Below are 14,875 nucleotides of genomic sequence, written 5' to 3'. Positions count from 1 at the left end.
AACAGATGAAGCGCACTTTCCAGCCCAGCAACCTCGTGCGTGCCCGCCGCCACGGCTTCCGCACCCGTTCTGCTACCGTCGGTGGTCGCAAGATTCTCGCCGCCCGCCGCGCGCGTGGCCGCAAGAAACTGTCGGCCTGAAGCCTGACGTTTTAGCTTCCGGATCGGCGGTCGCGGTCATGACCCGAATCGCCACCATCCGGAAACGGGCGGACTTTGTTGCCGCCAACCGCGGAATCCGGGTCGCAAGGCCCGGATTCGTGCTGTTGGTGAACCGCGATGTCGTGCCCGAAAGCGCCGGAGCCGATTTGCGCTTCGGGGTGACCGTCACCAAGAAGATCGGCAACGCGGTAGTCCGCAATCGCATGAAGCGCCGCTTCCGCGCGCTGTTGCGTGAAGCGCTGCCGCTCGCGGGAATCGCTGGCGCTGACCACGTGATGATCGGCCGTGAAGGCGGCGTGGAGCGTGATTTCGCCGCCCTGCGCGAAGAACTCGCCGTGGCACTGGCGCGCGCGGCTGAGGGCAAGGGCGATCCCCCGCGCAAGCGCTCCGACTCCGGCAAATCCCGAAAACCGCGCAAGTGAAACGCCTGCTGATCCTCATCGCACGCGGCTGGCAACTCGGGCCATCGCGGGTGCTGCCGCCATCGTGCCGCTACAGTCCGTCGTGCTCGCAATATGCGATCGAGGCGGCCGAAAAACACGGCGCGATTAAGGGTGGCTGGCTGGCGGCGAAGCGGCTATTGCGCTGCCACCCGTGGGGTGGGCACGGTTATGACCCCGTGCCCTGATGTAGAAATTCCAAGGTCCGCGCATGCTCGCAGGCCTGACTGACAGGACGCGAAACACGGTGCAGAATCAGCGCAACCTCATCTTGGCTGTGGTCCTTACGGGCCTGATTCTCCTTGGCTGGGAATCGGCGATGCGCTGGTTTTACCCCGCGCCGCCCAAGGCCGCCGCCGTGGCCACCGCGCCTGCCGCCACTCCCGCTTCCAGCACCGACAAGCCCAAGCCCACGCGCGAAGGTGGCCTGCAGAACGCAGCCGACATCGCGCTGGAGAAGAAGGATCTTTCGCAAGAGCTGGCCGCTGGGCACCGCGTCGTCATCGATGCGCCCGGCCTCAAGGGCTCGATCAATCTCAAGGGTGCGCTGGTTGACGACGTCACGCTTGCCCGTCACCGCGAAGCGGTTGAGAAGAACAGCGCTCCGGTTCGCCTGTTCTCCCCCGCCGGCACGCCCGCGCAGCACTTCGCGCAAGTTGGCTGGGTCGGCGAAGGCGTCGCCGCGCCCGATGCGAACACGATGTGGACCGCCGATGGCGCGAAGCTGACGCCGCAGACGCCCGTCACTTTGCGTTGGTCGAACATCACCGGGCAAACATATGCGATCCGCTACGCGATCGACGCTGACTACATGATCACCGCCACGCAGAGCATCGCCAACACCGGCGCTGCGCCGGTCGTGGTAAGGCCCTTCGCGCTGGTCAACCGCACCGACAAGACCGCCAGCCTCGATACCTGGAATGTCCATTCGGGCCCCATCGGCGCGTTCGATGGCTCGGTGAACTTCGACAACAATTACTCGACCGTTGCCGAAGCGCAGGGCGGCACCGTGCCGTTCAAGGGTACGGCCAACTGGATCGGCTTCACCGACATCTACTGGCTCTCCGCGCTCATTCCCGATGGCGGCGCCAAGGCGGAATCTGCGTTCCGTTCGTTGGGGCAGGGCGTTTACCGCGCTGACCTGATCTACCCTTCGGTGTCGGTTGCCCCAGGCAAGGCGCAGTCGCAGAACGTGCGCCTGTTCGTCGGCGGCAAGGAAAACGCGGTTCTCGAGAAGTACGAGGCAGCGGGCGTCCAGAACTTCAGCCTGTCGATCGACTGGGGCTGGTTCCGCTGGTTCGAAAAGCCGATTTTCTGGCTGCTCGATTCGATCTTCACCAAGGTCGGCAACTTCGGCGTGGCAATCATCCTGCTCACGCTCATCGTGCGCGGCGTGATGTTCCCGATTGCGCAGCGCCAGTTCGCCTCGATGGCGGCGATGCGCGCGTTGCAGCCCAAGATGAAGGCGCTGCAGGAACGCTACAAGGACGACAAGCAGACCCAGCAGCAGAAGATCATGGAGCTGTACAAGGAGGAGAAGGTCAATCCGCTGGCCGGATGCCTGCCGATCTTCCTCCAGATTCCGGTGTTCTTCGCGCTCTACAAGGTGCTCGTGCTGACCATCGAAATGCGTCACCAGCCATTCGCGCTGTGGATCAAGGATCTGTCCGCGCCCGATCCGCTGCACGTGCTGAACCTGTTCGGCCTGTTGCCGTTCACTCCGCCAAGCTTCCTTGCGATTGGCGTGCTGGCGATCCTGCTCGGCTTCACCATGTACCTGCAGTTCAAGCTGCAGCCCGCCGCGATGGACCCGGCGCAGCAGCAGATCTTCTCGATCATGCCGTGGATCATGATGTTCGTGATGGCGCCGTTCGCGGCTGGCCTGCTGATCTACTGGATCACCTCGAACCTGCTGACCATTGCCCAGCAGAAGTATCTCTACAGCAAGCACCCGCAATTGAAGGCGCAAGCCGACAAGGACCAGATTGACGTCAATCGCGTCGTCACCCGCGAACAGAAGGCTGCTTCCACCCGGAAGCCGAAAGCACCTTGAACCCCGAAGAAATCCCAGATGAACTCGTCCAGGCCGAACTGATCGAACGCGCGCGTCTGCTTTTTGCCGGGCGCATCGAGTTCCTCAAGTCCGCGCCCGCGCTCAAGTTCCTGCCCGATCCCGAAGTGCCCGAGATTGCCTTTGCTGGCCGCTCGAATGTCGGCAAGTCGTCGCTGCTCAATGCGCTGACTGGGCGCAAGTCGATCGCGCGCACCTCGGTCACGCCGGGGCGCACGCAGGAACTGAACTTCTTCGAGGTGGGTGATCCCACCCTGCTGAGGCTGGTCGACATGCCGGGCTACGGTTTCGCCAAGGCTCCGCCCAGCGTCACCGAACAATGGCGCAAGCTTGTCCGCGATTTCCTGCGCGGCCGCGTCGTGCTCAAGCGCGTGCTGCTCCTGATCGACGCTCGCCACGGCATCAAGGATGTCGACAGCGAGATGATGCGGATGATGGACGAGGCCGCCGTCGGCTACCGTGTCGTCCTGACCAAGGCCGACAAGATCAAGGCCAGTGAACTCGACAAGGCCTATACCGAAACCGTGGCCGCCGCCCGCAAGCGCACCGCCGCCTTCCCTGAAGTGCTGATCACCTCTTCCGAAAAGAAGATGGGCATCGAGGAACTGCGCGCCGCCGTGCTGGCCGACAGCGAGATCTGACCGCCCACGCTGTTTGGCGGTCCCGTTCATGTCGAGCGAAGTCGCGACCCGTGCGCGGCGTCAATCCAACATCCCGCCAATCCGGTGGCTTTTGCATTGTCCTACACGGGGCCTGCGCGCCACTTTTGCGCGATGCGACGCCCGAAAACCCTCACCGAAGCAGAAGTCCGCTGGATCGTCGCCCAGGTTCCCGCACTTGCTTCTCTGGACACTGTAAACTCTGTAAACCCGTTCAGTCTCGACACCGCAAAGCTGAACGGCTACGCGCCTCTCCGACGCAACGGGGCACGCTGCATGAAGCTGATCATCGGTAACAAGAATTATTCCAGCTGGTCGCTGCGCGGCTGGCTCGCGGCCAAGCAGTCGGGCCTCGCGTTCGAGGAAATCAAGGTCCCGCTCTATGGCGAGGAGTGGGACGCGATGCGCAAGGGCGACGACCTTGCGCCATCATCAGGCAAAGTGCCGATCCTGTGGGACGGCGAAGCGGTGGTGTGGGACAGCCTCGCCATCGTCGATTACCTTGCCGACAAGGTCGGGCGTGACCGTTTCTGGCCGAAGGACGATGTCGCCCGCGCCATGGCCCGCTCGATGGTCGCCGAAATGCACTCGAGCTATCTGCCGCTGCGCCGTGCGATGCCGATGAACATGCGCAAGCGCGTGGAAGGCGTGGAGATCACGCCCGAAGTCCGCGCCGACATCGTCCGCATCCTCACGCTCTGGGCCGAGGCACGCGCACGCTTCGGCAAGGGCGGACCGTTCCTGTTCGGCACGTTCGGCGCTGCCGACGTGTTCTATGCCCCGGTGATTTCGCGCTTCATGACTTACGGCGTGCCCGTCCCCGGCTTCGCGCTGACCTACATGGACGCCGTGTGGACGCACGACTGGATGCAGGCCTGGACCGAGGCCGCCGAAGCCGAAGACTGGGTGATCCAGCAGTTCGAGGAGCCAGCTGCGTGATTTCGCTCGATCCCGTCACCCTTGCCGAACAGCTGATCGACTGCGCGAGCGTGACGCCCGCAACCGGCGAAGTGTTCGATTGCCTTGCCGCGATGCTCGAACCATTTGGCTTCACCATTCACCGCTTCGTTGCCGGTGAAGCGCCTGACGGTCCGGTCGAAAACATGTTCGCCATCCGCCAAGGCCCTGAAGGGTCGCGCCATTTCGCATTCGCTGGGCATCTCGACGTGGTGCCACCGGGCGAGGGCTGGACGTCCGGCCCATTCAAGGCCGAGCGCCGGGGCGAGTTGCTCTATGGGCGCGGCGCGGTCGACATGAAGGGCTCGATTGCCTCGATGGTCGCAGCGGTGGCGGACATTCCGGCAGAAGCGGGCACACTCAGCTTCATCATCACCGGTGACGAGGAAGGCCCCGCACGCTTTGGCACCGTGCCGCTGATCGAGCTTATCCGCGAACTTAAGGCCGAGCCTGATCTGTGCCTGGTGGGCGAGCCAACCTCGGCCAAGCGGCTGGGCGACATGGTCAAGATCGGGCGGCGCGGTTCGGTCAACATGTGGATCACCTGCAAGGGCGCGCAGGGCCATGTCGCCTATCCGCACCTTGCCGATAATCCGATCCCGCGCCTGATCGCGCTGCTGGCTGATCTCGATGCTCTGGTGCTCGACGGCGGGACCGCATGGTTCCAGCCATCGAACCTCGAGATAACCGATCTGGAGGTCGGCAACCGCGCGACCAACGTCATTCCGGCAGAGGCGCGGGCGCGCATCTCGATCCGCTTCAATGACCTCCATTCCGGCGCCGCGCTGGTCAAGATGGTCGAAGACATTGCCCGCCGCCACAAGGGCGAAGTCCGTGCGGTGATTTCGGGCGAGAGCTTCATCACGCTGCCGGGGGCCTTTTCGACGATCATTGCCGATGCGGTGAAAGCCGAGACGGGCCTCGATCCGGAACTGTCCACCAGCGGCGGCACCTCCGATGCGCGGTTCCTGCGCGCCGTCTGTCCGGTCGTGGAATTCGGCCTGTGCAATGCAACGATGCACAAGAAGGACGAAGCCGTGGCGATGGAAGACTTGCGCGTGCTGCAGCGGATCTACACGCGGATCGCGCTCAGCGCGCTTTCCTGAGCACGATATAGACCGCGCCCGCACCGCCGTGGCGTGGCTGGGCGGGCCGGACGGCGGCGATCTGGCTGGCGTGTGAACTGTGGGCGAGCCAGTCGAGCAGTTTGGCGCGAATAGCACCGCGCCGCGATCCGCGCGCGTCGTGTTCATCATGCGGGCGGTGCTTGCCCGCAATCAGCAAGATCACGCGCGACCCCATGGCCAGCGCCTGCGCGATGCCGCCGTTCAGGCGGCCGTGCGCAGCATCGAGGCCGAGGCCGTGGAGATCGATGGTCACATCGGGCACGATGGTGCCGCGCGCCAGCTTGCGATCCCACGTCGAATCGAGACCATGGCTCTGGAGTGGTCGCGCGACGGGAGATGGCGGCGGCGGTGCGGGGCGGGCGAGCGGAACGCGGCCCTTGATCGCCTTTGGCAGGGCCGGGGTATGGACAACCACAGGTTCGGCAAGCACCGGCCTGGTCTGGCGCACCGGGTTCATCGGCACGATGGTCGCCGCGACCTTCTCCCACAGCGCCGCCTCTTCGGGCGAGAGGCCGCGCGGAGCCTTCATCAACGCTGGTTCAGACGCGCGAGCGTCCCCTTGGGCAAGAGGATAAGGGCCCGGCCCCGCGCGCTCATTCCGCCTGCGATCCGGCGTGCTTCGGAACCTGCACCCCAGAAACTGTCAAAGCGGTTTGCACCCTGAATCGCGCCGCCGGTATCCTGGGCAACCCACAGGCCGCTCGCTTCCTTGCGGTCAAGCTGCAGCCAGACCGGCGCGCCAAGCGGTACGAAGGCAGGATCGACCGCCACGGTCGCGCGTCCCGCGATGGGCACGTTCAGCGCGCCGACCGGACCTGCCCCGGTGAGTTCGCGGAAGAACACATAGCTGCGGTTCTGGCGCATCAGCGCGCGGCCGGCCTCGGGATAATCGCGCAAGTATTGCTGGATGCCCTGCATCGAGCCGGAATACTGCCCCGGCTGATTGCCGATCAGCCCGCGCTCGCGCATCAGGGAACCGATACCGGTGTAGGGATGGCCGTTCTGTCCGGCAAAGCCCAGCCGCACAACGCTGCCATCGGGCGCGCGGAGGCGGCCCGACCCTTGGATCTGCAGGAAGAAGAATTCGACCGGATCGGCGGCCCAGCCGATTTCCAAGCCCTTGCCCGCCAGTTCGCCAACCTCGATCTGGCCGCGATCATAGTAAGGCACGAACACGCCCGCATCGTCATAACGGCCAAGCGGCATCTTGCCGTCGGCCAAGGGTTGCGCATCGCCTGGACGGGCGCGGATCAGATCGGCAGGAAGGGCATAGACCGGAACGTCATATCCCGGCTGGCGCACGCGTACGCCCGCGATTTCAGGCTCGAAATAGCCGGTGACGAAGGCACTGCCGTCGCCCACTTCGGCGGTTTCAAAGTAGTTTGCGAAGAACTGTGCGGCTTGCGGTTCGGGCCAGCCAGAGGCGGCCGCACAGGCCGGCGCCCAATCGGCAGGTGCGGTGAGGCCGGAATTGTCGGAGCGCTTTGTCAGCCGAGGGCATGACGTTGCAAAAGAACGTAGGGCAGCGGCGGCATTTTCGGGCTTGAAGCCGAGACCCGCTGCGACAGGTCCTGCAGTGATGCCAGCGAGTGCGGCATTTCCCGGTTTGGTGCCGGTACCACTGATCGGCGGCGCAATCGGAGAAGGGCGCGAGCCTTCGGGAACCAGACGGACGCAGCCGCCGAGCAAGGCAAGTGCCAGAGCCGCAAAGACCAGCCAGCCAGCCCCGCGCCGGGCGTGTATGTCAGCAACAGCCCCCGGCACGATGCGGTCTCAGTCTTCGTCAGTCTCGTCGAGCAGCCAATCGGGATCGCGCGAGGTGAGATCGCGGCGGAAGGTCCACAGGTCGCGCGCCTCGATGGCATCGTCGAGCGAGCCCGCGATGACATTGCCATCGGCATCGCGCGTGATCGAAGCGATATCGGCAAGGAAGCGCACGGTGATTCGCGCGGTCGTGCCGTCGAGCGTGGCAGCGACGATGCGCGCTTCATCGATGCGGATCAGGCGGGCATCAACCGTTTCGCTGGCAGCAAGGCGCGCGTCGATGGCCGAAGCAAAGCCTTCGTAGACATCGGCGTCACACAGCTGCTGCAGTTCGTCCTTGTCGCCGCGCCAGAACGCTTCCAGCGTCATGCCGTAGGCAGCCTTGGAGCCTGCGAGAAACTGGGCAAGATCGAACCGGCGGTCTGCTGCGATGATCGCGCGAACGCCGATTTCAGCCGAATTGTCGAACGTGTTCGGTTCAGCCGGGGTCACTTCGCGCGGGCGTGCACTGGCTGAGCCCGATTCGGCCGCGCGCGGTGCCACTGGCGGCAACTGCTTGGCCGAAGGGTCGGGCTGTTCGATGCGGCGGCGCATCGGCTCTTCGTCACGCTCAGGCCTGCGGCCAAGCACCGAATAGAGACGCAGGCCGAGGAAGGCCGCAATCATCGCCAGGATCACAATTTGAACAATCACGCGCAGATATCCCGAAACTGGCCATGGATCGAATGCCGGGGGCAACCACCTGTGGCACATTTCAACGTGCCTCAAATAGGTACGAAATACAAATGAACAACGCGTGGATGCCCGTTGGTGCCGATCACGCGGGCCGAAATTTCGGTGGGGTGTTGCGTTTGCGCTCCAAACAAGGCGCATTGCCGCACGATTGCGGTGGTGCTAGGCGCGCCGCCAAGGGAAACCCACGCAGAAAGCAGTCCGATCATGGCCGACGAAGGCAACATCATTTCGAACCTCAATCTGGAAGGCGGTCCGGTCCCCAACGGTGAGGATACCTCGCCCGCGATCGGCCTGATCTCGCAATATGTGAAGGATCTCTCGGTCGAGAATCCGAACGCGCCCGAAAGCTTCCAGTGGACCGAAGCGCCCGACATGGCGGTCGATTTCAACATTTCGGCGCGCGTGATCCAGCCTGAGATCCACGAGATCGAGCTGAAGATCAACGTGACGTCGAAAGGCACGCAGGGCACCGCCTATATCGTCGAACTCGCCTATTGCGGCCTCATTGGCATGCGCAATGTGTCCGACGATCAGGCGCACCCGTTCCTCTTCGCCGAGGGCCCGCGCATCCTGTTCCCGTTCGCCCGCCGCATCATCGCCGATGCCGTGCGCGACGCCGGTTACCCGCCGATGATGCTCGAACCAATCGACTTCAACGGCCTTTACATGCAGCAGCTGGCACAGGCGCAAGCCACGGCTGAAGCGGTTCCGGCTGGCGAAGCCTGATTCCCGGACCTCTCCCAATCCCGCTCAGACCGGCTATGAGGGCTTGCGTGGTGCGCATCCTTCGACAAGCTCAGGATGAGCGGGCTTTGGAAGGGAACGTGGTATGAATCTCCTCAAGGCCACCGGCACGATTGGCGGGCTGACACTGCTCAGCCGCGTGCTGGGCCTTGTGCGTGACAGCCTGTTCGCGCGCTATGTCGGCGCAGGCTTCGCCTCGGACGCGTTTCTGGTGGCGTTCCGGCTGCCCAACATGTTCCGCGCGCTCTTTGCCGAAGGTGCGTTTTCGGCCGCATTCATCCCGATGTTCAACCAGAAGGTCGCCGATCCCGAAGGCAACGGCCTGCGTGACGGGCTGGACTTTGCCGAAGCTGCGCTGGCGGTGCTATTGCCGGTGCTGATCGTGATGACGGTCCTGCTGGAAGTGTTCGCCTGGCCGGTCACGTTGGTTCTGTCGGGCAAATTCAACGGGGTGAGCGCGGACCAGTTCGCCTATGCGGTCCAGCTTTCGCGGCTGACGATCCCCTACCTGATGCTGATCAGTCTCGTTTCGCTGTTCGGCGGCATTCTCAATTCGATGCACAAGTTCTGGGTCAACGCTGCTGCGCCGATCCTGCTCAACGTCACGCTGATCGTCGCGCTGCTCGGCTTTCATTCGGATGATCCGCTCATCACCGCGCGTAATCAGGCGATTGGCGTGTCGGTCTCGGGCGCGCTGCAATTGCTGTGGCTGGCATGGGCTTGCCGCTTAAACGGCGTGCGCCTGCGTCTGCGCCGTCCGCGCCTTTCGCCCGAAGTGAAGCGCCTTCTCAAGCTGATCCTGCCGGCTGCGGCAGGCGCGGGCGCGGTGCAGATCAACCTCGTGATCTCGACCGCGCTCGCCGCGTCGTTGCTGGCGCATGGCAGCGTCACCTATATTTACATGGCCGATCGGCTGAACCAGTTGCCGCTGGGGCTAATCGGCATCGGCCTTGGCACGGTGCTGCTTCCGACGATCTCGCGCCAGCTTGGCGGGGGCGAGGAAGCCGCTGCGATGGAAACGCAGAACCGCGGCATGGAACTGGCGCTGCTGCTCACCCTGCCCGCCACGATGGCACTGGTGCTGTGCGGCGAACCGATTGCCGCCGCGCTGTTCGGCTATGGCAAGTTTGACGCAGCCGACACGCACTATACCGCACAGGCGCTGGCCGCGTTTTCTATCGGTCTGCCGAGCTATATCCTGGTGAAAGTGCTGACGCCGGGGTTCTATGCGCGGCAGGATACGAAGACGCCGGTGCGCTATGCCACGATCTCGATGGTCGTGAACCTTGTCGGCAACCTGATCCTGATCGTGCCGCTGCAGCACATGGGGCCGCCACTGGCGACCGCGATTGCCTCGACCGTCAATGTCTGGATGCTCTATCGCACGCTGGTGAAGCGCGGGCATTTTGTGGCCGATGCGCGGCTGAGGCGACGGGTATGGCGGCTGGCGTTGGCGGCGCTGGCAATGGGGGGCGTGCTGTGGGCGGGCCAAGGACTGGTCATGCCCTATGTCCATGGCACATGGGCGATCCGCATTGCCGCGATGGCTGCACTGGTCACGTCCGGGGTGGTGGTCTATGGGCTCGCCACCGTTCTTTCGGGAGCATTCTCGAAGGACGACCTCAAGCTTCTCCTGCGGCGGCGCCGCACCAACTGAAGGCCAATTCGATGCGTATCGTTTCCGGTATCCAGCCCACGGGCAATCTCCACCTCGGCAATTACCTGGGTGCGATCCGGAACTGGGTGCGCATGCAGGACGAATGGTCGGCCAAAGGCGGACAGTGCCTCTACTTCCTCGCCGATCTTCACGCGATCTCGATGCCGCACAAGCCTGCCGAACTGGCGGCGAATACGCGCGAGATGGTGGCGGCACTGGTTTCGTGCGGGATCGATCCCGACAAGTCGATCCTGTTCAATCAGGCGCAAGTCCCCGCTCATGCCGAGATGCAGTGGCTGCTCAATGGCACCGCGCGGATGGGCTGGCTGAACCGCATGACGCAGTGGAAGGACAAGGCGGGCAAGAACCGAGAGGGTGCTTCGGTCGCGCTGTTCACCTATCCCGTGCTGCAGGCCGCCGATGTGCTGCTCTATCAGGCGACCCACGTGCCGGTGGGCGAGGACCAGAAGCAGCATCTGGAACTGGCGCGCGACATTGCGCAGAAGTTCAACAACGACTTCGCTGCTGAAGACGCGCCGGTGTTCACCCTGCCCGATCCGATCATCCCGCCAGAAGCCGCTCGCATCATGTCGTTGCGCGATGGCACCGCCAAGATGAGCAAGTCCGACCCATCGGACATGAGCCGGATCAACCTGACCGACGACGCCGACGCGATCATGCAGAAGGTGAAGAAGGCCAAGACCGATCCCGAACCGCTGCCCGCCACCGTCGAAGGGCTGGCAGGACGGCCAGAGGCAAACAACCTCGTCGGCATCTATGCCGCGATGGCGGGCACCACGCCGGCCGAGGTGCTGGCGCAGTTCGAAGGCAAGGGCTTCGGCCAGTTCAAGCCGGCCCTTGGCGAACTGCTGGTCGATAAGCTCGCGCCAATGGCCGCGCGCTACCGCGAACTGCGCGTAGACGGAGAAGCGCTCGACGCGATCCTCGCCAAGGGTGCGCTGAAAGCACGCGATCTTGCGGGGCCGACGCTGGCGCGCACCTACGCAGCGCTGGGCCTCGTAAGAGGCTGATAGCCAAGCTGAATCATTGCCGAACGTGAACCGCCTGCAACTTATGTTGCAGGCGCCATTCAACGTGCATTCAGCACCTCCCACCTATACAAGCGGCATGCTAAAGCAGGCGTGCGTCCGGGAAGTTCATAAGGGCTTCGGTGCGGCGGACTGCAGTTGAGGAGTCGCAAAATGAAATCGTTCCTGCAGAACAAGCGCCGCCGTCTTGTCGGCATGGCCGCTGTTCCGCTGCTGCTCGCCGCGCTTGGCGGCTGTGCGTCATCGTTCAATGCCAATGTCTCACGCTTCCAGAGCCAGTTGCCCGCTCCGCAGGGCCAGACCTTTGCCGTCGTCGCCGATGATCCGCGTGACGCGGGCGGTCTCGAATTCTCGCAATACGCCTCGCTGGTTTCAGGCCAGTTGCAGAAGCTGGGTTATGCCCCTGCCACTGCCGAGGCCGCCGATCTGATCGTGCGCTTCGATTACGGCGTCGATCAGGGCCGTGAGCGCGTGATCCAGAGCGGCTTCAACGATCCCTATTGGAGCCCCTGGTATGGCGGCGGTGGCTATTGGGGCCGTCCGGCGTTCTATGGCCGTCGTGGCTGGGGTTACGGATGGTATGATCCGTTCTTCTACGGTTCGGGATTCAACAACGGCGTCGATGTCATCACCGTCTACACCAGCGGCATCGACATGAAGATCGACCGCCGCGCCGATGGCCAGCGCTTGTTCGAGGGCAAGGCCGAAGCCGCCTCGCAATCCAACCGCCTGTCCTATGTCGTGCCCAATCTGGTCGAGGCGATGTTCACCGACTTCCCCGGCCGCAGCGGCGAAACGGTGCGCATTTCCATCGCGCCCGAGAAGACCACGGTGAAGAAGGTCAACTGAGCTTCCTTGACGGGAAAATGGAAAGGCCTCGCAGCGATGCGAGGCCTTTTTCGCTTTAGCCCTTGAGCGCAGCCAGTCCGCCTGTGGACCCGAAGCCGCCTTCACCGCGCGCGGTTTCATCGAGTTCGCTGACCTCTACCCATGATCCGCGCGTGACCGGCGCGACCACGAGCTGCGCCACCCGGTCGCCCCGGCGGATGGAAAACGTCTCCGTGCCGAGGTTGATCATGATGACTTTCAACTCGCCGCGATAATCGCTGTCGATGGTGCCGGGGGTATTGGGCACGGTGACGCCGTGCTTGAGTGCGAGGCCCGAACGCGGGCGGACCTGAATTTCGTAACCGTGCGGAATTGCAACCGACAGGCCGGTGGCAACCGCGTGGCGCGCACCGGGGGCAAGGTCCACATCCTCGGCCGAGACCACGTCCATGCCTGCTGCGCCCTCTGTGGCATAGGCCGGGAGCGGCAGGCCCTCGCCATGGGGCAGGCGCTTCACCATGACGGGGACTTCAGGCGAGTGCATCGGCAATCCTTTTAACCAGCGCGGCAGCCGCCGCGTCCTTGGACATTTCGGGCAGGCTCTCGATGCCATGAGCACTGACGATGTGCAGCGCGTTGACCTCGCCCCCCATCTTGTGCGTGACAACGTCGTTGGCAACGATCCAGTCCGCACCCTTGCGCGCAAGCTTGGCATGCGCATGGGTAAGCAGGTCATTGGTTTCGGCAGCGAAGCCGACGACCAGCGTGGGACGATGGTCCGACCGTCCCAGCGTGGCGAGAATGTCGGGGTTCTCGACCAGTTGCAGCGGCGGAACCTGCCCGGACCCATCCTTCTTGATCTTCTGCGCGGATTGATCGGCGCTGCGCCAGTCGGCAACGGCGGCGACCATGATCGCAACATCGGCAGGGAGCGCCGCATCGACCGCTGCGGCCATCTCGCGCGCGGTTTCGACATCAATGCGGCGCACGCCTTGCGGGGTGTCCAGATTGACCGGACCTGCAACCAGCGTGACCTTTGCGCCAGCCCGCGCAGCGGCGGCAGCGATGGCAAAGCCCTGCTTGCCGCTGGACCGGTTGGCGATGTAGCGCACCGGGTCGATCGGTTCGTGGGTTGGGCCAGCGGTGATCAGGACGTGCTTGCCGCTGAGCGGGTGCGAGTGTGCTTCGACGGGCTCAGCACGAACGGGACTTCGGGAAACAGCGGCTCGGGCCGAGTCTGTCGAAGCCCCCGCGCCCAACATCCCGCCAATCGCAGCCCACACCGCGTCCGGCTCCGGCAGACGTCCCGGCCCGTATTCGCCGCAAGCCATCATCCCTTCATCGGGTTCGAGCACGCTCACGCCCGAGGCGCGCAGCGTGGCGACATTGCGCACCGTGGCCGCATGCTGCCACATCCGCACATTCATGGCGGGGACGGCCAGCACCGGCTTGTCGGTGGCAAGCAGCAGCGTGGTGGCAAGGTCATCGGCAATGCCAGCAGCCATGCGCGCCATCAGATCAGCCGTGGCGGGGCAGACGACCACGAGATCGGCAGCGCGCGAAAGCTGGATGTGGCCCATCTCGACCTCGTTCTTGAGATCCCACAGGGTGGTGTGGACTGGGTTCTCGCTGAGCGCCGCCAGCGTCATCGCGGTGACGAAGTGGGCGCCGCCGTCGGTCAGGACGCAAGTGACTTCCGCCTCGTTCTTGCGGATCAGCCGCACAAGTTCGCAGGCCTTGTAGGCCGCGATTCCGCCGCCGACGATAAGGAGGATGCGTTTGCCTGTCATGGCAGCGGCTTGTGCAATGGCAGCGGGCAGTGCGCAATCCTTTTGCGCGGGATGACGCGATGAGGCAGACTTCGCCACAGACCATAAAGGGGGATTGCAACGATGCGCCTAGTCCTGACCGCGCTGGTGTTTCTCGCCGGACTTTTCGACCTGTTCCTGGCGATCAGTTTTCTGACCGGGCCTGAGCAGGCCGCAACCGGTTTCGGCATTGCCGCGACCGGCATCTCCGGCATTTCCACGATCCGCGCCGATTTCACCTCGTTCTTCGGTGTAGCGGCGTTCTGCATGATGTGGGGCGCGTGGCGGCGCAATGCCGACCTGCTGCTGGTGCCTGCGCTGCTGTTCGGCGTGTCCTTCGTCGGCCGGGCGATCAATCTGGCGGTGACGGGCGCCTATCCCGGCTGGCCTGTGCCGATGACGATCGAGGCGGGACACGTGATCCTGATGCTGGCGGCGTGGCGGATGCTGCCGCATCACAAGCTGGCTGACATTGCGGGATGAGTTCGGACGCCTACCCGCTCGGCGAATACTTCGCCCAGCTTGCAGGCGAGGGGCAGTGCCTGCCGGTGAAAGTGGATGCCGCGTTCTGGGAAACCGGCGTGCACGCGCTGCCGCAGGGACGTCTGGTCAGCATGTTCGAAAGCGCCAGCGACTGGCAGGTCTGGGAATGCCACCCGCAAGGCGAGGAACTGGTGATCCAGATCGAGGGCGAACTCACGCTGATCCTTGAACAGGACGGCGGCAATGTGTGCTTGCCGTTGCGCGCAGGGGAGTTTGCCGTGGTGCCGCAGGGCGTCTGGCACACTGCGGACGTGCCGGTTGCGGGCCGGGCGATCTACATCACACCCGGCGAAGGAACGCAGCACCGCGAGAGGACGGCCTAGGTCTTGACC

Annotated in this window: 18 protein-coding genes; 13 read left to right on the top strand and 5 right to left on the bottom strand. The window is 64.2% G+C overall.

The genetic code is table 11. From position 1 onward, the window contains the following. Positions 1-5 precede the first annotated feature (5 nt). The 7 genes from rpmH to dapE all read left to right on the top strand — a co-directional run bounded on the left by rpmH (position 6) and on the right by dapE (position 5,394). Positions 6-140 (top strand): 50S ribosomal protein L34, encoded by a 135-nt coding sequence (gene rpmH, locus RM192_RS14675; protein WP_231466748.1) that lies wholly within the window; start codon positions 6-8, stop codon positions 138-140. Between the two features lie 38 nt (positions 141-178). Next, positions 179-583 carry a ribonuclease P protein component gene (gene rnpA, locus RM192_RS14670; protein WP_311508301.1) on the top strand — a complete coding sequence of 135 codons (405 nt, stop codon included), beginning with the start codon at positions 179-181 and terminating at the stop codon, positions 581-583. Then, complete coding sequence (gene yidD, locus RM192_RS14665) at positions 580-789, top strand: membrane protein insertion efficiency factor YidD (protein ID WP_311508300.1); 210 nt, start codon at positions 580-582, stop codon at positions 787-789. Before rnpA ends, yidD begins: the two co-directional genes overlap by 4 nt. A 59-nt stretch (positions 790-848) precedes the next feature. After that, entirely contained in the window at positions 849-2,654 is a 1,806-nt protein-coding gene (gene yidC / locus RM192_RS14660; protein WP_311508299.1) for a membrane protein insertase YidC, read from the top strand. Then, positions 2,651-3,313: a ribosome biogenesis GTP-binding protein YihA/YsxC gene (gene yihA, locus RM192_RS14655; protein WP_311508298.1), complete on the top strand. Its 663-nt coding sequence runs from the start codon at positions 2,651-2,653 to the stop codon at positions 3,311-3,313. Before yidC ends, yihA begins: the two co-directional genes overlap by 4 nt. A gap of 294 nt (positions 3,314-3,607) precedes the next feature. Further along, on the top strand, positions 3,608-4,270 hold the full coding sequence (locus tag RM192_RS14650; RefSeq protein WP_311508641.1) for a glutathione S-transferase family protein: 663 nt from the start codon (positions 3,608-3,610) through the stop codon (positions 4,268-4,270). Next, on the top strand, positions 4,267-5,394 hold the full coding sequence (dapE, locus tag RM192_RS14645) for a succinyl-diaminopimelate desuccinylase (RefSeq protein WP_311508297.1): 1,128 nt from the start codon (positions 4,267-4,269) through the stop codon (positions 5,392-5,394). Before RM192_RS14650 ends, dapE begins: the two co-directional genes overlap by 4 nt. On the opposite strand, the gene RM192_RS14640 is transcribed toward dapE, so the two are convergent. From RM192_RS14640 to RM192_RS14630, 3 genes are read right to left on the bottom strand one after another with little or no spacing between them, the layout of a single operon-like run. Next, positions 5,378-5,944 carry a Smr/MutS family protein gene (locus tag RM192_RS14640; protein ID WP_311508296.1) on the bottom strand — a complete coding sequence of 189 codons (567 nt, stop codon included), beginning with the start codon at positions 5,942-5,944 and terminating at the stop codon, positions 5,378-5,380. The two genes, dapE and RM192_RS14640, sit on opposite strands and share 17 nt — an antisense overlap. Continuing rightward, positions 5,944-7,158, bottom strand: coding sequence for a murein transglycosylase A (locus tag RM192_RS14635; RefSeq protein ID WP_409233834.1), 1,215 nt, complete (start codon positions 7,156-7,158; stop codon positions 5,944-5,946). Before RM192_RS14635 ends, RM192_RS14640 begins: the two co-directional genes overlap by 1 nt. A 30-nt stretch (positions 7,159-7,188) precedes the next feature. Next, positions 7,189-7,872, bottom strand: coding sequence for a Tim44/TimA family putative adaptor protein (locus RM192_RS14630; protein ID WP_311508294.1), 684 nt, complete (start codon positions 7,870-7,872; stop codon positions 7,189-7,191). Between the two features lie 246 nt (positions 7,873-8,118). On the opposite strand from RM192_RS14630, the gene secB reads away from it, so the two are divergent. The 4 genes from secB to RM192_RS14610 all read left to right on the top strand — a co-directional run bounded on the left by secB (position 8,119) and on the right by RM192_RS14610 (position 12,213). After that, entirely contained in the window at positions 8,119-8,640 is a 522-nt protein-coding gene (secB, locus tag RM192_RS14625; protein ID WP_311508293.1) for a protein-export chaperone SecB, read from the top strand. A gap of 103 nt (positions 8,641-8,743) precedes the next feature. Continuing rightward, a complete protein-coding gene (gene murJ, locus RM192_RS14620; RefSeq protein ID WP_311508292.1) occupies positions 8,744-10,315 on the top strand; it encodes a murein biosynthesis integral membrane protein MurJ in 1,572 nt (523 codons plus the stop codon). An 11-nt stretch (positions 10,316-10,326) separates the two neighbouring features. Continuing rightward, entirely contained in the window at positions 10,327-11,346 is a 1,020-nt protein-coding gene (gene trpS / locus RM192_RS14615) for a tryptophan--tRNA ligase (protein WP_311508291.1), read from the top strand. 171 nt (positions 11,347-11,517) lie between these two features. After that, entirely contained in the window at positions 11,518-12,213 is a 696-nt protein-coding gene (locus RM192_RS14610) for a DUF4136 domain-containing protein (RefSeq protein ID WP_311508290.1), read from the top strand. Between the two features lie 55 nt (positions 12,214-12,268). On the opposite strand, the gene dut is transcribed toward RM192_RS14610, so the two are convergent. Further along, positions 12,269-12,736 carry a dUTP diphosphatase gene (dut, locus tag RM192_RS14605; protein ID WP_311508289.1) on the bottom strand — a complete coding sequence of 156 codons (468 nt, stop codon included), beginning with the start codon at positions 12,734-12,736 and terminating at the stop codon, positions 12,269-12,271. Beyond that, complete coding sequence (locus RM192_RS14600) at positions 12,723-13,982, bottom strand: bifunctional phosphopantothenoylcysteine decarboxylase/phosphopantothenate synthase (RefSeq protein ID WP_311508288.1); 1,260 nt, start codon at positions 13,980-13,982, stop codon at positions 12,723-12,725. Before RM192_RS14600 ends, dut begins: the two co-directional genes overlap by 14 nt. A 102-nt stretch (positions 13,983-14,084) precedes the next feature. On the opposite strand from RM192_RS14600, the gene RM192_RS14595 reads away from it, so the two are divergent. Together RM192_RS14595 and RM192_RS14590 are read left to right on the top strand one after the other, a co-directional pair. Further along, a complete protein-coding gene (locus tag RM192_RS14595; protein ID WP_311508287.1) occupies positions 14,085-14,483 on the top strand; it encodes a hypothetical protein in 399 nt (132 codons plus the stop codon). Then, a complete protein-coding gene (locus tag RM192_RS14590; RefSeq protein ID WP_311508286.1) occupies positions 14,480-14,866 on the top strand; it encodes a cupin domain-containing protein in 387 nt (128 codons plus the stop codon). The genes RM192_RS14595 and RM192_RS14590 overlap by 4 nt, the downstream gene beginning before the upstream one ends. The last annotated feature ends 9 nt before the right edge of the window (positions 14,867-14,875 follow it).

Origin of the sequence: Novosphingobium sp. MMS21-SN21R (assembly GCF_031846015.1) — a bacterium.
Lineage (GTDB): Bacteria > Pseudomonadota > Alphaproteobacteria > Sphingomonadales > Sphingomonadaceae > Novosphingobium.
The sequence above is the reverse complement of the archived record's forward strand: the minus strand, read 5'-3'. Positions and strand labels throughout refer to the sequence as shown.

Excerpts from the sequence above, each read along its gene's own strand:
- RM192_RS14640 (WP_311508296.1), bottom strand. The coding sequence starts at position 5,944 with ATGAAGGCTCCGCGCGGCCTCTCGCCCGAAGAGGCGGCGCTGTGGGAG.
- trpS (WP_311508291.1), top strand. The coding sequence starts at position 10,327 with ATGCGTATCGTTTCCGGTATCCAGCCCACGGGCAATCTCCACCTCGGC.
- RM192_RS14600 (WP_311508288.1), bottom strand. The coding sequence starts at position 13,982 with ATGACAGGCAAACGCATCCTCCTTATCGTCGGCGGCGGAATCGCGGCC.
- RM192_RS14650 (WP_311508641.1), top strand. The coding sequence starts at position 3,608 with ATGAAGCTGATCATCGGTAACAAGAATTATTCCAGCTGGTCGCTGCGC.
- secB (WP_311508293.1), top strand. The coding sequence starts at position 8,119 with ATGGCCGACGAAGGCAACATCATTTCGAACCTCAATCTGGAAGGCGGT.
- RM192_RS14590 (WP_311508286.1), top strand. The coding sequence starts at position 14,480 with ATGAGTTCGGACGCCTACCCGCTCGGCGAATACTTCGCCCAGCTTGCA.
- RM192_RS14610 (WP_311508290.1), top strand. The coding sequence starts at position 11,518 with ATGAAATCGTTCCTGCAGAACAAGCGCCGCCGTCTTGTCGGCATGGCC.
- rpmH (WP_231466748.1), top strand. The coding sequence starts at position 6 with ATGAAGCGCACTTTCCAGCCCAGCAACCTCGTGCGTGCCCGCCGCCAC.
- murJ (WP_311508292.1), top strand. The coding sequence starts at position 8,744 with ATGAATCTCCTCAAGGCCACCGGCACGATTGGCGGGCTGACACTGCTC.
- rnpA (WP_311508301.1), top strand. The coding sequence starts at position 179 with ATGACCCGAATCGCCACCATCCGGAAACGGGCGGACTTTGTTGCCGCC.
- dut (WP_311508289.1), bottom strand. The coding sequence starts at position 12,736 with ATGCACTCGCCTGAAGTCCCCGTCATGGTGAAGCGCCTGCCCCATGGC.
- RM192_RS14595 (WP_311508287.1), top strand. The coding sequence starts at position 14,085 with ATGCGCCTAGTCCTGACCGCGCTGGTGTTTCTCGCCGGACTTTTCGAC.